Annotated in this window: 14 protein-coding genes; 8 read left to right on the top strand and 6 right to left on the bottom strand. The window is 72.9% G+C overall.

Features of this window, described 5'->3' with window-relative positions; all coding sequences use genetic code 11:
- Nucleotides 1–740 precede the first annotated feature (740 nt).
- Complete coding sequence (locus tag EIY87_RS01785) at nt 741–1973, bottom strand: MFS transporter (RefSeq protein ID WP_125305877.1); 1233 nt, start codon at nt 1971–1973, stop codon at nt 741–743.
- 90 nt (nt 1974–2063) lie between these two features.
- Here EIY87_RS01785 and EIY87_RS47530 point away from each other — a divergent pair, with 90 nt between their 5' ends.
- Together EIY87_RS47530 and EIY87_RS01775 are read left to right on the top strand one after the other, a co-directional pair.
- A complete protein-coding gene (locus EIY87_RS47530; RefSeq protein ID WP_158641273.1) occupies nt 2064–2387 on the top strand; it encodes a hypothetical protein in 324 nt (107 codons plus the stop codon).
- 39 nt (nt 2388–2426) lie between these two features.
- Nucleotides 2427–2897, top strand: a complete 471-nt coding sequence (locus tag EIY87_RS01775; RefSeq protein WP_191983911.1) for a hypothetical protein — start codon at nt 2427–2429, stop codon at nt 2895–2897.
- Here EIY87_RS01775 and EIY87_RS01770 read toward each other — a convergent pair.
- The gene (locus EIY87_RS01770) at nt 2894–4531 is read right to left on the bottom strand and encodes an ABC transporter permease (protein ID WP_125305875.1); all 1638 of its coding nucleotides are present in this window, start codon (nt 4529–4531) and stop codon (nt 2894–2896) included. The two genes, EIY87_RS01775 and EIY87_RS01770, sit on opposite strands and share 4 nt — an antisense overlap.
- The gene (locus tag EIY87_RS01765) at nt 4528–5424 is read right to left on the bottom strand and encodes an ABC transporter ATP-binding protein (protein WP_125305874.1); all 897 of its coding nucleotides are present in this window, start codon (nt 5422–5424) and stop codon (nt 4528–4530) included. Before EIY87_RS01765 ends, EIY87_RS01770 begins: the two co-directional genes overlap by 4 nt.
- Before the next feature lie 94 nt (nt 5425–5518).
- Between EIY87_RS01765 and EIY87_RS01760 the strand changes: the two genes are divergently transcribed.
- Nucleotides 5519–6010, top strand: a complete 492-nt coding sequence (locus tag EIY87_RS01760) for a GbsR/MarR family transcriptional regulator (RefSeq protein WP_125305873.1) — start codon at nt 5519–5521, stop codon at nt 6008–6010.
- Here the strand turns inward: EIY87_RS01760 and EIY87_RS01755 are convergent.
- Nucleotides 6007–6570, bottom strand: coding sequence for a TetR/AcrR family transcriptional regulator (locus EIY87_RS01755; protein ID WP_125305872.1), 564 nt, complete (start codon nt 6568–6570; stop codon nt 6007–6009). The genes EIY87_RS01760 and EIY87_RS01755 overlap by 4 nt on opposite strands.
- Nucleotides 6571–6652: 82 nt before the next feature.
- On the opposite strand from EIY87_RS01755, the gene EIY87_RS01750 reads away from it, so the two are divergent.
- The 4 genes from EIY87_RS01750 (at nt 6653) to EIY87_RS01735 (ending at nt 9432) form a co-directional block, all read left to right on the top strand.
- A complete protein-coding gene (locus EIY87_RS01750) occupies nt 6653–7264 on the top strand; it encodes an NAD(P)-dependent oxidoreductase (RefSeq protein ID WP_125305871.1) in 612 nt (203 codons plus the stop codon).
- 9 nt (nt 7265–7273) lie between these two features.
- Nucleotides 7274–7936 carry an SGNH/GDSL hydrolase family protein gene (locus EIY87_RS01745; RefSeq protein WP_125305870.1) on the top strand — a complete coding sequence of 221 codons (663 nt, stop codon included), beginning with the start codon at nt 7274–7276 and terminating at the stop codon, nt 7934–7936.
- Nucleotides 7937–8356: 420 nt separating this feature from the next.
- Nucleotides 8357–8962 carry an RNA polymerase sigma factor gene (locus EIY87_RS01740; RefSeq protein WP_125305869.1) on the top strand — a complete coding sequence of 202 codons (606 nt, stop codon included), beginning with the start codon at nt 8357–8359 and terminating at the stop codon, nt 8960–8962.
- Nucleotides 8959–9432 carry a carboxypeptidase regulatory-like domain-containing protein gene (locus EIY87_RS01735; RefSeq protein WP_125305868.1) on the top strand — a complete coding sequence of 158 codons (474 nt, stop codon included), beginning with the start codon at nt 8959–8961 and terminating at the stop codon, nt 9430–9432. The genes EIY87_RS01740 and EIY87_RS01735 overlap by 4 nt, the downstream gene beginning before the upstream one ends.
- On the opposite strand, the gene EIY87_RS01730 is transcribed toward EIY87_RS01735, so the two are convergent.
- Together EIY87_RS01730 and EIY87_RS01725 are read right to left on the bottom strand one after the other, a co-directional pair.
- Entirely contained in the window at nt 9429–10193 is a 765-nt protein-coding gene (locus EIY87_RS01730; RefSeq protein ID WP_225439638.1) for a polysaccharide deacetylase family protein, read from the bottom strand. The two genes, EIY87_RS01735 and EIY87_RS01730, sit on opposite strands and share 4 nt — an antisense overlap.
- A 107-nt stretch (nt 10194–10300) precedes the next feature.
- Nucleotides 10301–10738 carry an SRPBCC family protein gene (locus tag EIY87_RS01725; RefSeq protein WP_125305867.1) on the bottom strand — a complete coding sequence of 146 codons (438 nt, stop codon included), beginning with the start codon at nt 10736–10738 and terminating at the stop codon, nt 10301–10303.
- 68 nt (nt 10739–10806) lie between these two features.
- Between EIY87_RS01725 and EIY87_RS01720 the strand changes: the two genes are divergently transcribed.
- Entirely contained in the window at nt 10807–12774 is a 1968-nt protein-coding gene (locus EIY87_RS01720) for an FUSC family protein (RefSeq protein WP_125305866.1), read from the top strand.
- Nucleotides 12775–12795: the final 21 nt, after the last annotated feature.

The raw sequence follows: 12795 nt of genomic DNA, 5'->3' as shown, positions 1-12795 counted from the left end.
CGGCACGCCTCCGCGTCGCCGCGCAGGGCGGCGAGCCGGGCCAGTACCGCGTGCGCGTCCACCGACGTCACGCGCTGCTCGGCGGCGGTCCGCAGTGCTTCCTCGGCGTGCGCCCGCGCGTCCGTCCAGCGGCCCAGGTCCAGCTCCACCTCGGCCAGCCACGTCAGCAGGACTGCGTACAGCGCGAGGATCCCGTTGGCCCGCAGCCGTTCCGCGGCGACAAGCCCGAACTCCCTGGTCGCCTGCCGGTGCGGCCCGCGGCGGCCGATCGCCATCGGGACGAGCCAGCGGTGGGCGTGCCGTTCGGTGAGCGACGCCGGCACCGCGTCGAGGAGCCGCCACGGGTCCGGCACCTCGCCGCCGGCGAGCAGCCCGGCCAGGACGTGGTAGCCGGGTTCGCAGTCCAGCTCGGCGATCCGCCCCGCCAGCACGACGACGTCCTCCCACCGGTCGCGGTGGTGCGCGGCGTCGATCGCCAGGAACAGCAGCCGCGCGGCACGCCCGGGCTCGACCTGCTCCGCGAGCCGCGTCAGGTGGTCCTGCGCGGCGGCGAGGTGCCCGCTGTACAGCTCGATCAGCCCGCGCAGCCGCCCGGTCAGCGGCCGCGCGACGGGCTCGCGGACCGTCCGGGTCATGACGTCCAGCAGCCGCCGCGCCCGCGCCGGGTCGCCGGCCTTCCACGCCGAGTGGGCCGCCTCGCAGAGCCGGTGCGCCCGCGCGCTCTCGTCCATGCCCCGAAACTAGGGCGGTCCCGCTGAGACGTCGTTCAGGTCGCGCAGCTTCCGCAGCGGCGAGCACACCAGGATCGCCGCCGAAGCGAGCACCCCGGCGGCCGCGATCTGCAGCGTCGCCCGCGTTCCGAACGCGGTCGCGAGCGCCCCGCCGAGCAGGCTGCCCAGCGGGACGACGCCGAGGATCAGCGTGTGGGTGACCGAGTTGACCCGGCCCAGCAGCTCCGGCGGCGCGACCAGCTGCTGGAAGCTCATCCCGAAGACGTTCAGCACGATGACGCCGTAAGTCGCGAAGAACCCGGCGGCGATGTAGCAGGCGAGCGCCCAGCCGCGCCCGGTGAACGGGTAGAGCTGGTAGGCCAGGCCGAACAGCACCCCGGCACGCCAGAGGGCCCGCGCCTGGCCGATCCGCGCGCCGAGCCGCCGCGCGGTGAGGCCGGCGGTGAGGGCGCCGGTCAGCGACGCGGTGCCGAGCAGCCCGATCGCCCACGCCGAAAGCCCGATGTCCCGGGACAGGAAGACGATCACGACCGCCAGGTGGGCCGACTGGAAGAGGCTCGACACCGCCCCGTGCGCGCTGATCGCGAGCAGGATCCGGTTGCCGCGCACCACCCGCAGCCCTTCGCCGATCTCGCGCAGCAGCCGCCGGGGCCGGGGATCGGGACGCACGTCCGGGGTTTCGACGCGCCGCAGCCACAGCGCCGACCACACGTAGCTGACGGCGTCGGCGGCGAGCGCGGTCGGCGCCCCGAGCGCCTGGACGATCAGCCCGGCCAGGCCGGGGCCCGCCACCGCCGCCATCGACAGGTTCGTCTGGAGCCGCGCGTTCGCCTCCGGCAGCTGTTCGCGCGGCACCAGCCGGGGGACGTACGTCTGGTGCCCGATGTCGAAGAACACGCCCAGGATCCCGACCCCCAGGACGACCAGCAGGAGCTGGGGCAGGCCCAGCACGCCGAAGAGGGCGGCGACCGGGACCGTCGCGATCAGCGCGGCGCGGCCGGCGTCGGCGGCGATCAGCAGCGGGCGCGGGCGGATCCGGTCGCACCAGGCGCCGACCTGCAGGCCGAGCACCAGGTACGGCAGCGTCTCGGCGGTGCGCAGCAGGGAGACCTCGAAGACCGACGCGCCCAGCGTGGAGACGGCCAGCAGCGGCACCGCCAGCACGTCGATCCGGCTGCCGAACTGGCTCGCGAGGTCGGCGAGCCACAGCCGCCGGAAGTCGCGGTTCCCCAACACCCCCATCGTTCCAACGTGGCACATCGGGTAACGGGACGTAAGATCGAAACGAGTTAGTCCTCGTACCTGCGCTGCGCGTGGCGAGGGGGTGCCCGGATGAGTGGCCGACCTACCTGGGGTTCCGCCGCGGTCACCGGGCTGGCGGGATTCGCCTCCGGGCTGCTCGTCGCCGCGCTGCTCATCGCCGGCCGCTCGGCTCCCCGGCCCGTCGAAGTCACGACACCGCCGACCAGCACCGTGCCCGCCGTGCCGGTCACGGTGACCGCGTCGGCGCCGCCGTCCACCGTCACCTCGGTGGACACCCCGCCGCCGACCACCACGACGAGCCGGGTGGAGGTCACCGTGACCTCGACATCGACCTCGGTCAGCCCGACGTCGACCTCGCCGGCCCTGCCGTTGACCAGCAGCTGGCGTGACTGAGGCGTGCAACCGACCGGCGGCGGGTCCCGTCTGGCCGTCATGCGAAGGATTCCGTGGCTCGCCGTGGCCCTGCTCGCCGCCGCCGGGTGCGGGGCGGAGCCGGAGGCCGCCTGCACCGCGATCGGCACCCCGGTCGGCATCGGCCTGTCGGTGCCCGACCCGGCCGGCCTCACCCGCGCGACGCTCGACGCCTGCTGGGGCGGCCGGTGCGTCACCCGCCAGGTCGCCCTCTTCCCCGCGACGGCGGCCGGTCCTGCCTCCTGCACCGGCACCGGGCCGGACGCCTCGTGCGGCACGTCGATGGTCCCCACCGGCGGCCTCCAGGGCTTCGCCGACGTCCCGGGCCTGCCCGCCGAGCCGGTCCGGGTCACCGTCCGGTTCGACGACGGCAGGCCCCACGGCGTCGAAGTGACGCCGTCGTTCAGCGAGCCGAACGGCCCCGCCTGCGGGAAGGCGGGGCCGCAAGCCCAGCTCCTGGTGGGCGCCGGCGGCGAACTGCGTGCTCGTTAACCGACGTCCCGGCGTCGCCAGCCGGCCAGCCCGGCGACCAGCGCGACGACCGCGACCCCGAGCAGCCAGACGATCGGCGTCGCGGCGAACTCCTGGCCGGGCAGCTTCGGCGGGTGCTGGAACGGCGAGACGTCCAGCACCGCCTGCGGCAGGTTCACCACCGGGCCGAACAGGCTGAGCAGCAGCGCCAGCGCGCCCACCGCCCACGCCGCGGCCGAGTACGCGGGCAGCAGGCCGAAGATCGCCACCGCGAGCGCGACCACCACCCAGGCCGCGGGCAGCTGGACGAGCATCCCGGCGAGGGTGTCGCCGATCGAGCCGCCGACGTCGCCGGTGCGCAGGCCGTTGGCCAGGCCCATGAAGAGGCCGCCGACCAGCAGCAGCGCCGCCGTGCCGAAGAAGGCGAACACCAGGTGGCCGCCCGCCCAGCGCAGCTTGCCGACGCTGGTGGCCAGCACCGGTTCGAGCCGGATCGCGGTCTCCTCGCCGCGCATCCGCAACGCCGCCTGGACGCCGTAGAGCGACGCGACCATGGCGAACATCCCGGCCATCGCGGCGAGGAACGCCTGCGTCAGCGCGTGGCTGCCGCCGAGCCGCTCGAAGATCTGCTGCGCCTGCGGGCTCGACCCGACGAGGTCGCCGATGCCGCTGGCGATCGACCCGAACACCGCGCCGACCACGGCGACCCCGATGAGCCAGCCGAGCAGCGGGCCGCGGTGCAGCCGCCAGGCGAGCGCGAACGGCGTCCGCAGGCTCGGCGCCGCCCGCGCCGGACCCGGCCGCGGCGGCAGGATGCCGACGCCGACGTCGCGGCGGGGGAGCAGCCAGTACCCGATCCCGCCGACGACGAGCGCGAAGGCCGCCGGCAGCAGGAGCACCCACCAGCGTTCGACGGCGAACGCCCGGACCTGCTGCACCCAGCCGATCGGCGACAGCCACGACAGCCAGCGGGCGTCCACAGTGGAGTCCCCGGCGCCGCGCACCAGGAAGGCGGCGCCGACCACGGCGGTGCCGATCCCGTTGGCGGTGCGCGAGTACTCGGCGAGCTGGACGGCGACCGCCGCGACGGCCGTGAACCCCAGTCCCGCCAGCGCTTCCGCCGCGCCGAACGCGATCGAGCCCGCCGCCGGCAGCCCGGCGCCGAGCAGGCTGACCGCCTGCACCAGCCCGATGAGGACACTCGCCCCGCCGGCCACCAGCAGCGCCGACGTCAACGCCGCGTACCGGCCGACGACCGCGGACGCGAGCAGCTCCGCGCGGCCGGTGTCCTCCTCGGCGCGGGTGTGCCGGGTGACGGTGAAGACCACCATCAAGCCGGTCAGCAGCGCCAGGAACCCGGCCATGCGCCAGGCGATGAACCCGCCGGCCGCGGTCAGGTCGAACGGCGGCCCGTAGAGCAGCGCGTACGACGGGTTGGCGTTGGCGCCCGCCTGCAGCGCGAGCCGGTCGGCGACCGTCGGGTAGAACTGCGTGAACGTGTTGACCGTGCTGGCCGGGACGATGCTGAGCAGCACGATCCAGATCGGCAGCACCACGCGGTCGCGGCGCAGCGCGAGCCGGGTGAGGTGCCAGGTGCCCGCGAATTCGTGCGCGGGCGCGACCTCGGCGTCGGCGCGGGAGAGGGTCGCGGTCATTTCGCGCTCGCTTCGGTCGTGTAGTGCCGCAGGAACAGCTCTTCTAGCGTCGGCGGCTGGCTGACCAGGCTGCGCACGCCGACTTCGGTGAGCTGGCGCAGGGCGTCGTCGAGGGACCGCGTTTCGACGTCGAAGCGGACGCGGTTGCCCTCGACCTTGAGGTCGTGGACGTTCGCCAGCTTCGTCAGCCCGTTCGGCGGGCCGGCCAGCTCGGCGGTGATCGACGTGCGGGTCAGGTGGCGCAGTTCGGCGAGCGTCCCGGACTCGACCGTGCGGCCGTTGCGGATGATGCTGACCTTGTCGCACAGCGCCTCGACCTCGGCGAGGATGTGACTGGAGAGCAGCACGGTCCGGCCCTGCTCGCGCTCCTCCTGGATGGCGTACTGGAACGTCGCCTCCATCAGCGGGTCGAGGCCGGACGTCGGCTCGTCGAGGATCAGCAGGTCGACGCGCGAGGCGAGGGCGGCGACGATGGCGACCTTCTGCCGGTTGCCCTTCGAGTACGTCCGCCCCTTCTTCTTCGGGTCGAGGTCGAACCGCTCGATCAGGTCGGCGCGGCGCTTCTCGTCGAGCCCGCCGCGCAGGCGGCCGAGCAGGTCGATCACCTCGCCGCCGGAGAGGTTGGGCCAGAGGTTGACGTCGCCGGGCACGTAGGCCAGGCGGCGGTGCAGGCTCGCGGCGTCCTTCCAGGGGTCGCCGCCGAGCAGGCGAACGTCCCCCGAGTCCGCGTGGAGCAAGCCGAGCAGGACCCGGACGGTGGTCGACTTCCCGGCGCCGTTCGGGCCGAGGAAGCCGTGCACCTCCCCAGCGGGTACCTGCAGATCGAGGCCGTCGAGGGCCTTCGTCCGGCCGAACGACTTGTGGAGGCCGGAGATCGCGATGGCGTTTTCCATGCTTCGGAAGCTACACTGGTTTCACAAAGTTGTGAAGTTAAGAAAATGTATAGAGCGAGTGATCTTGGGGGCCGGGGTACGGGAGGATGGGCCGATGACGACGCCTGACACGAAGCGAGATGAAGACGCCGTCCGCCGGTACGTCGAGAGCCTGGCGCTGGTGCTCTCGCAGATCGGCATGCAGCGCATGGCCGCGCGGGTGTTCGCCGCGCTGATGACCACCGACGAAGGCCGCCTGACCGCCGCCGACCTGGCCGCGCAGCTGTCGGTCAGCCCGGCCGCGATCTCGGGCGCGGTGCGCTTCCTCGAGCAGATCGGCCTGGTGGCCAAGGAGCGCGAGCCCGGCGAGCGCCGCGACCACTACCGCCTCCTCGACGACCTCTGGTACGCGACCTTCCTCAAGCGCGACCGCATGATCACCATGTGGCGCGACGCGGCCGAGAACGGCATCGACGCCCTCGGCGAGGACTCGCCGGCCGGGAAGCGGCTCGCGGAGATGCGGGACTTCCTGTCGTTCATGATGGAAGAGCTCAACGGGATGTACGAGCGCTGGCACAAGCTGCGCGAGGAGAAGAACGCCTCCTAGAGCGCGGCGAGCAGCGTGTCCGCGAGCCGGCCGGCGAGATCGGCCGGCTCGCGCTCCTCGAACGTGGCCAGGAACGCCTGCTGGAAGCACGCGCCGAGCAGCAGGGCCGCGGCCGCTTCGACGTCGGTCGCGACGTTGACCCGGCCCAGGGAAACCTCGGCTCGCAGGTAGTTCGCGACGCCGTCGAGCAGCACTTTCGGCCCGTGCGCGCCTAGCCGTTCGCGGTGCGACCGCAGCAGCTCGCGCGAGGAGAACACCGAGACCGCGATCGGGAACCCCCCGAGGTAGAACGCCAGACCGAGCCGGGCGACGCGGGTGAGGTTGTCCCGCAGCGACGCCCGTCCCGGGTTCGCGGTCAGCTCGCCCAGTGCTGCCCCCAGCGCGGGCAGCTCCTCGCCCAGCACGCTGAGGAACAGGTCGGTCTTGTCGCGGAAGTGCTTGTAGAGCATCGCCTCCGAGTAGCCCGCGGTCTGCGCGATGACCTTCGTCGTCGCGTGCGCGTAGCCCTGCTCGCGCATCACCTTCGCGGCCGCGGCGACGATCTCCGCACGGCTTCCCATGGTGGCTCCTGAGTGCGTTCTCAGCGTGGTTAGTGAACACTCACCTTACCTGGTGAGTGTTCACTAACCGAGGAGGAGACCCATGCGGATCACCGTTCTGGGCGCGACCGGCGGCGTCGGCGGCGAAGTCGTCAAGCAGGCACTGGACCGCGGCTGGCACGTCACGGCCGTCGTGCGCGACCCCGCCAAGCTGGCCCTGCCGGCCGAGGTCGTCGTCGCCGGGCTGCACGAGCAGGAGAAACTCACCGCCGCGATCGAAGGCCGCGACGCCGTGCTCTCCGCGCTGGGCTCGCGCGACCGCCGGCCGACGACCGTCTGCACCGACGGCGCCCGCGCCGCGCTCGCGGCCGGGGCCAAGCGGCTGCTCGTGGTCAGCGCCAGCGGCCTGGACGCCGACGGCGACGGCGTCTTCACCCGCACGCTCGTGAAACCGCTGCTCAACGCGGTCCTCAAGCACGGTTACGCGGACATGCGCGCGATGGAGGACCTGGTCATGGCCAGTGACGCGGACTGGACCGTCGTCCGCCCGCCGATGCTGCTGAACGGCCCGCGCACCGGCGTCGTGAAGAGCCGCCTCGACGGCAACGTGCGCGGCAGCTACACGATCCGCCGCGCCGACGTCGCCGCGTACCTGCTCGACGCCGTGGCGGACCCCACCCTGATCAGGCGCAAGGTTTCCATCGCCCACGGCTAGCGTCGAAGCATGGTGCTGATCGCGCAGGCTGTGTACGTCAAGCGGACGACCCCGCGGCTCCCGGGAGCCGCGGGACCCACCGAAGGGCTCGTCCCCGGCGACGGCGAGCCGTTCCGCTTGGCCGTCCTGGGCGAGTCGACGGTGGACGGCGTCGGCGCGGCACACCACGAGGAAGCGCTCACCGGCTGCCTCGCCCGCGAACTCGCCCGCGACGGCCGGGCGGTGCGCTGGCAGGCGGTCGGCCGCACCGGCGCCAACGCCCGGGTCACGCGTACCGACCTGGTCCCGCTCGTGCGTCCGGCCGACCTGGTCGTCATCGCCCTCGGCGTCAACGACACCATCGAACTCCGGTCCGCCCCGGCCTACCGCCGCGACCTCCTGGCCCTCGTCGTCGAGCTCCGGCGGCGGCTCGGCCCGGTCCGCGTCGTCCTGGCCGGGGTGCCGCCGATGTCCCGCTTCCCGGCGCTGCCGCGGCCCCTGCGCGACGTCCTGTCGGCGCGGTCGACCGCGCTCGACGCGGCCGCGGCGGCCCTCGCCCGCGTCCCCGGCGTCACCCACCTCCCGATGGATCCCGCGCTGCTCGACCCCGCGGCCTTCGCCTCGGACCGCTTCCACCCCGGTCCGGCGGGCTACGCGAGGTGGGCGCAAACGCTTGCGGACCACATTCTGTGATCGACCGGCGCCGGTGCGTCGATCTTCGAAAAAGTTCGGCGATTCGTGTATCTGGCCGTCTCCCCACTGCGTCCTGTGGAGCAGCCGAGGACGGAAGAACACGACAGGGGGTGTCGGGTTCGACGGAAAACGCGGTGGCCGGGAGCCGAGGGGGCTGCCGGACACCGTCGGCCGGGTGCCCTTCGGGGGAGGGGACACCTGGCGGGACCCGTTGGGGAGCGGGTCCTTGAGGGAGGGGAGCACCGGCCGGTGCGGGCGCATCCGCGCCGGCCGGTGCCTCCCGCAGCGACCACTGACCGCCAGCGCACGAAGTAAGTGACCTTGATGTATCCGAGATCCACCTGCACGCTCCTTCCCCCCGAAGGACCCGCGATACTGCCAATGCCGACTCGAAGACTCTTCCGAAGAGGGGCAGATACCGTGACCGACGTGCAAACCACAGAGGTAGATCCGCCTTGGGAGGGCCTGACCGGCGCCGAGCTGCACGCCGCGTGCATGCAGGCCGCCCGGGACGGTGACCGCCGGGCGATGGACCGCCTCGTCGCCGAGCTGACCCCGCTCGTGTGGCACGTCGCCCGCGCCAACGGCCTCGACCGCTCGGTCGCCGAAGACGTCGTGCAAACCGTCTGGCTCGCCCTCTTCAGCCAGCTCGGCAAGCTCCGTGATCCCAAGGCACTCGCCGCCTGGTTGATCACCACCACCCGCCGCGAGGCCACCCACCCGTTCGGCCGCCGCATCCAGCCCGTGCCCTTGAGCGACGAAGTCGCCGACGCCATGCCGAGCACCCAACCGGCTCCCGAAGACGAAGCCGTCCGCGCCGACCGCGACCGCCGGGTCTGGCGCGCCTTCGTCCGGCTGCCCCACCGCTGTCAGGAACTGCTCCGGCTGACCGTGCTCGCGGGCCGCGCGGAGTACCAGCTCGTCGCCGAGGCGCTGCGCATGCCGCGCGGCAGCGTCGGACCGACCCGAGGACGCTGCCTCGACCAGATGCGCGATCTCCTCGTCAGTGAAGGGGGAAGCCGATGAACGACCTCGGGGCGCCGGGTGAGGCCTTTTCCGATGACCTGATCCTGGCCGGGATCGGCAGCTTCCTCGACGAGTTCGACCCGCCACCGGGAGACCTGGTGCAGCGGGTCCAGTTCGCGCTCGCGCTCGAGGACCTCGACGTCGAGGTCGCCCGCTGGGAGCGGCTCGACGACCTCGCCGGCGTCCGCGGCAGCGGCACGGGCACGATCACGTTCACCGTCAGCGACCTGACGGTGATGATCAACCTGACCAAGATCGGCAAGCTGCACCGCATCGACGGCTGGCTGGTGCCGGCCGGGCAGTACGGGGTCGAGGTGCGCGTCGCCGAGCACGGCACGTCGTCGACGACCGCCGACGAAGGCGGGCGGTTCGTGCTCGACAACGTGCCGCGCGGGACGACGCAGATCCTCGTGCACCTCGGGGACGTCTCGTGCCGCCGGACGGTCGTGACGCCGACCGTGGTGCTCTAACCGAGGAAGTCGGCCAGGGGGACGGGGATGAGCCCGTCCTTCTTCGCCTGCTCGACGAACGCCGTGTAGTCCTCGGTGAACGTCTTCCGGAAGTGCATCAGCACGATGTCGCCCGGCTTGAGCTTGTCGCCGGACTGGAACTGGACGTGCCCGTCGTTGACCGCGGCCGTCCACAGCACCGCGGCGCGCATCCCGCACGCGGCCGCCGCGCGCAGCGTGTTCTGGTCGTAGTTGCCGAACGGCGGCCGGAACAGCGACGGCCGGACGCCGAGTGACGCCTGGAAGTCGTCGGCGTCGTCGCAGATCTCCTTGCGCTGGAACTCGTACGGCTTGCCCTTGAGGTTCGGGTGGTCGACCGTGTGGTCGCCGAGCGTCGCGCCGGTGGCGTCGAGGATCTGCTTGAAGTAGGCCTCGTGGCCCTTCACGTACTTCTGGTTCAGGAACAGCACCGGGTGGGTGCCGTTCTGCTGCATCAGCTTCGGCGCGGCCGGGTCCTTCACGGCGCCGTCGTCCATGGTGAGGAAGACGTACGGCTTGTCGGTGGTGATCCGCCGGACCACCGGGACCTGGCCGTTCTCGACCGCGGGCGCCTTCTGCTGGACCGTGCCGAACGGGTACGGCCCCGGGGTCGTCGCGCCCGGGCCGCCGCCCGGCGCCGGGTTGGGCTGGCTGGTGCCGAACTCCCGCTGGTCCGGCTCGTCGGCCGAGCACGCCGTCAGCGCCAGTGCCGCCGCGACGACGATCGCCGCCAGTCGTTTCATCTCGCGTCCCCCTTTCCGCGGTGGTCAAAAGACCACCCGAAAGAGTGACGTGGGACCGCGGTCGGAAGTTGCGCCGGGCGATCTTGGTGTGGCCCGGCGCACCCAGGTCAGCGCCCGGTTTCGGCCGCTTTGACGAGCTTGCCCGAGAACAGCCGGATCACCGCGCGCAGGCCGGCCGCCAGCGCCGGGCCGCTGCCCTTGACCGGCTCGGTGAACGACCCGGTCCACCGCAGGTGCGTGCCGCCGTCGGCGGTCGGGGTGAGGAGCACCTCGGCCCGGTAGTCCTTGATCGGGTTGGCGCCGAAGAACGTGTAGACGTGCTTGCGGCCGGGCTCGTACTCGACGGTCTCTTCGCGGATCAGCACCGGCCACAGCCCGACCTCGCGGACGGCGCCGACGCCGGGGCCGGGCCGCTTCCAGCGGGCCTGCACGATGAGTGGCTTTCCCCACTCCGCCCAGCGCGGGCCTTCGGCCTCACGCTCGAACAGCGCCTCCGGCGGCGCCGTGCTCGTGCGGTTGACCTCGAAGGAGAACTTGCGGCCCACCGGAACCTCCCGCGTTGTTGACAGATTGATAATTAAGCGTGCCGGTGAGCGTAGGTCAAGATGGGGGCGTGAGCACGCCGCGCCCCGACCTCGCCGCGCCGCACTGGCTGACCCAGCTGCTGCGCAGCAAGCCGGTCCCGGTGCCGTGGAACATGGTCGCCCGCGCCGTGATCGCGCTGGCCGTCCCGCTCGCAGTGGCCTACGCGGCGGGCGACATCGCGGTCGGCGCGCTCATCTCGACCGGCGCGCTGCCCGCCGTGCTCTCCGAATCGGCGGGCCCGTACCGCTACCGCGCGCGACGCCTGGGCGGTGCGACGCTCGCCGCGACCGCCGGCTACCTGGTCGGCTTGCTCACCGGCGGCGTGCCGGCGCTGTCCGTGCCCGCGGTGATCCTGGTCGCCGCGGTGTCCGCGCTGATCAGCGCGGCCGGCAGCAACGCCTCGGTCGCCGGCCTGCAGATGTTCGTGTTCTGCGTGCTCGGCACCGGCCAGCACGCGACCGGCGTGCGCGTCGAAGTCCTCTTCGGCTACTTCTGCCTCGGCGCGGCCTGGAGCTTCCTGGTCGCGCTGGTCAGCTGGACGTTCCGGGCGACCAGCCCCGAGCGCACCGCCGTCGCGCACGTCTACGTCGAGCTGGCCGCGATGCTGTCCGCGACCGACGAAGCCGTCTCGCGCGTGGCCCGCCACCGGCTGACCACGGCGATGAACACCGCCTACGACCAGCTGCTCACCGCGCGCTCGTGGCTGTCCGGCCGCGACGCCGCCTACCGCCAGCTGCTCAACCTGCTGTCGGCCACGACACCCGCGGTCGAGGCGTCGGTGGCGCTGGTCCACGCCGGGCGCCGCCCGCCGCGGGAGGTCATCGACCACTTCGTCGCGCTTTCGGCGTCGGTGCTGGCCAGCCAGCCGCTGCCGGAACCGCCGCCGGCGCCGGAGGACGAGGCCGATCCGCGCCTGGCCGCCCTGTACGCGGGACTGGTCCGGATCGGCAAGGGCGACGACCGCAAGCGCCGCGAGCCCACGCCCTGGTACCGGCGCCTGCGCACGTGGGCGGGCTCGCTCGCGTCCGGCCCGCTGACCTGGATCGCCGCGCTGCGGCTGACCCTCTGCGTCGCGATCGCCGAGGTCGTCGGCCTGCTGGTGCCGTTCGAGCGGTCCTACTGGATCACGCTGACCGTCGGGATCGTGCTCAAGCCCGACTTCGGTTCCGTCTTCGGCCGCGCGGTGCTGCGCGGGATCGGCACGCTCGTGGGCGTCGGGATCGGCGCCGTGGTGCTCGCCGCCGGCGGCCGCGGCTGGATCCTGGTCGCGCTGATCGCGATCTTCGCCGGCGGCGTCGCGGTCGGGAAGGTGCGCAACTACGGCATCCTCAGCGCGTTCGTGACGCCGTTGATCATCCTGCAGATGGACCTGGCCAACACCGGCAGCTGGAACGTCGTGGTGGCGCGGCTGGTCGACACCGCGCTCGGCTGCGTGATCGTGCTGGTCTTCGGCTACCTGCTGTGGCCGGGCAGCCGCCGTCCCCAGGTCGGCGGCCGGCTGGCCGACGGGCTGGACGCCGTCGCGAAGTACGTCTCGTGCGCGCTGGTCGAGGCGTCTTCGGGGGAGGCGCGGCTGGCTCGGTCGCGAGCCCGCCGCGGCGCGTACCGGGCGCTGGCGGACCTGCGGACGGCGTTCCAGCAGGTCGTCGTCGAGCCGTCGGCGAACGGCCGCCAGGCGGTGGCGTGGTGGCCGGTGATCGCGGCGCAGGAACGCGTCGCGGACGCGGTCACCGAGGTCGGCGTGACGATCGGCCGCGGGGTACCGCCCCCGGACCCGGCCGACGTCGAGCTGCTCACGGCCGCGCTGGACGAGCTGGCGACCGCCATCCGCGAGCAGCGCGAACCGCGGTCGGTGCCGCTGCCGGACCGCGAGCAGCTCGCCGGCGTCGTCGACCAGCTGGAGTCGGCGTTCGACGCCGTCCGCGGCCCCGACCTGGTGGAACGCACCCCGCTGCGGCTCGTCCGGCGGTTCCTGCCCTACCACAGGCGCACCTGAGGTTCGTGTTGTTCAATTGCG

It is taken from the genome of Amycolatopsis eburnea (assembly GCF_003937945.1).
Taxonomy (GTDB): domain Bacteria; phylum Actinomycetota; class Actinomycetes; order Mycobacteriales; family Pseudonocardiaceae; genus Amycolatopsis; species Amycolatopsis eburnea.
This window is presented reverse-complemented; position numbering and strand designations above follow the sequence as displayed.

What these genes read in the sequence shown, in the direction of transcription:
- EIY87_RS01785 (WP_125305877.1), bottom strand. Translation starts at nt 1,973, where the DNA reads ATGGGGGTGTTGGGGAACCGCGACTTCCGGCGGCTGTGGCTCGCCGAC.
- EIY87_RS47530 (WP_158641273.1), top strand. Translation starts at nt 2,064, where the DNA reads ATGAGTGGCCGACCTACCTGGGGTTCCGCCGCGGTCACCGGGCTGGCG.
- EIY87_RS01775 (WP_191983911.1), top strand. Translation starts at nt 2,427, where the DNA reads ATGCGAAGGATTCCGTGGCTCGCCGTGGCCCTGCTCGCCGCCGCCGGG.
- EIY87_RS01770 (WP_125305875.1), bottom strand. Translation starts at nt 4,531, where the DNA reads ATGACCGCGACCCTCTCCCGCGCCGACGCCGAGGTCGCGCCCGCGCAC.
- EIY87_RS01765 (WP_125305874.1), bottom strand. Translation starts at nt 5,424, where the DNA reads ATGGAAAACGCCATCGCGATCTCCGGCCTCCACAAGTCGTTCGGCCGG.
- EIY87_RS01760 (WP_125305873.1), top strand. Translation starts at nt 5,519, where the DNA reads ATGACGACGCCTGACACGAAGCGAGATGAAGACGCCGTCCGCCGGTAC.
- EIY87_RS01755 (WP_125305872.1), bottom strand. Translation starts at nt 6,570, where the DNA reads ATGGGAAGCCGTGCGGAGATCGTCGCCGCGGCCGCGAAGGTGATGCGC.
- EIY87_RS01750 (WP_125305871.1), top strand. Translation starts at nt 6,653, where the DNA reads ATGCGGATCACCGTTCTGGGCGCGACCGGCGGCGTCGGCGGCGAAGTC.
- EIY87_RS01745 (WP_125305870.1), top strand. Translation starts at nt 7,274, where the DNA reads ATGGTGCTGATCGCGCAGGCTGTGTACGTCAAGCGGACGACCCCGCGG.
- EIY87_RS01735 (WP_125305868.1), top strand. Translation starts at nt 8,959, where the DNA reads ATGAACGACCTCGGGGCGCCGGGTGAGGCCTTTTCCGATGACCTGATC.
- EIY87_RS01730 (WP_225439638.1), bottom strand. Translation starts at nt 10,193, where the DNA reads ATGAAACGACTGGCGGCGATCGTCGTCGCGGCGGCACTGGCGCTGACG.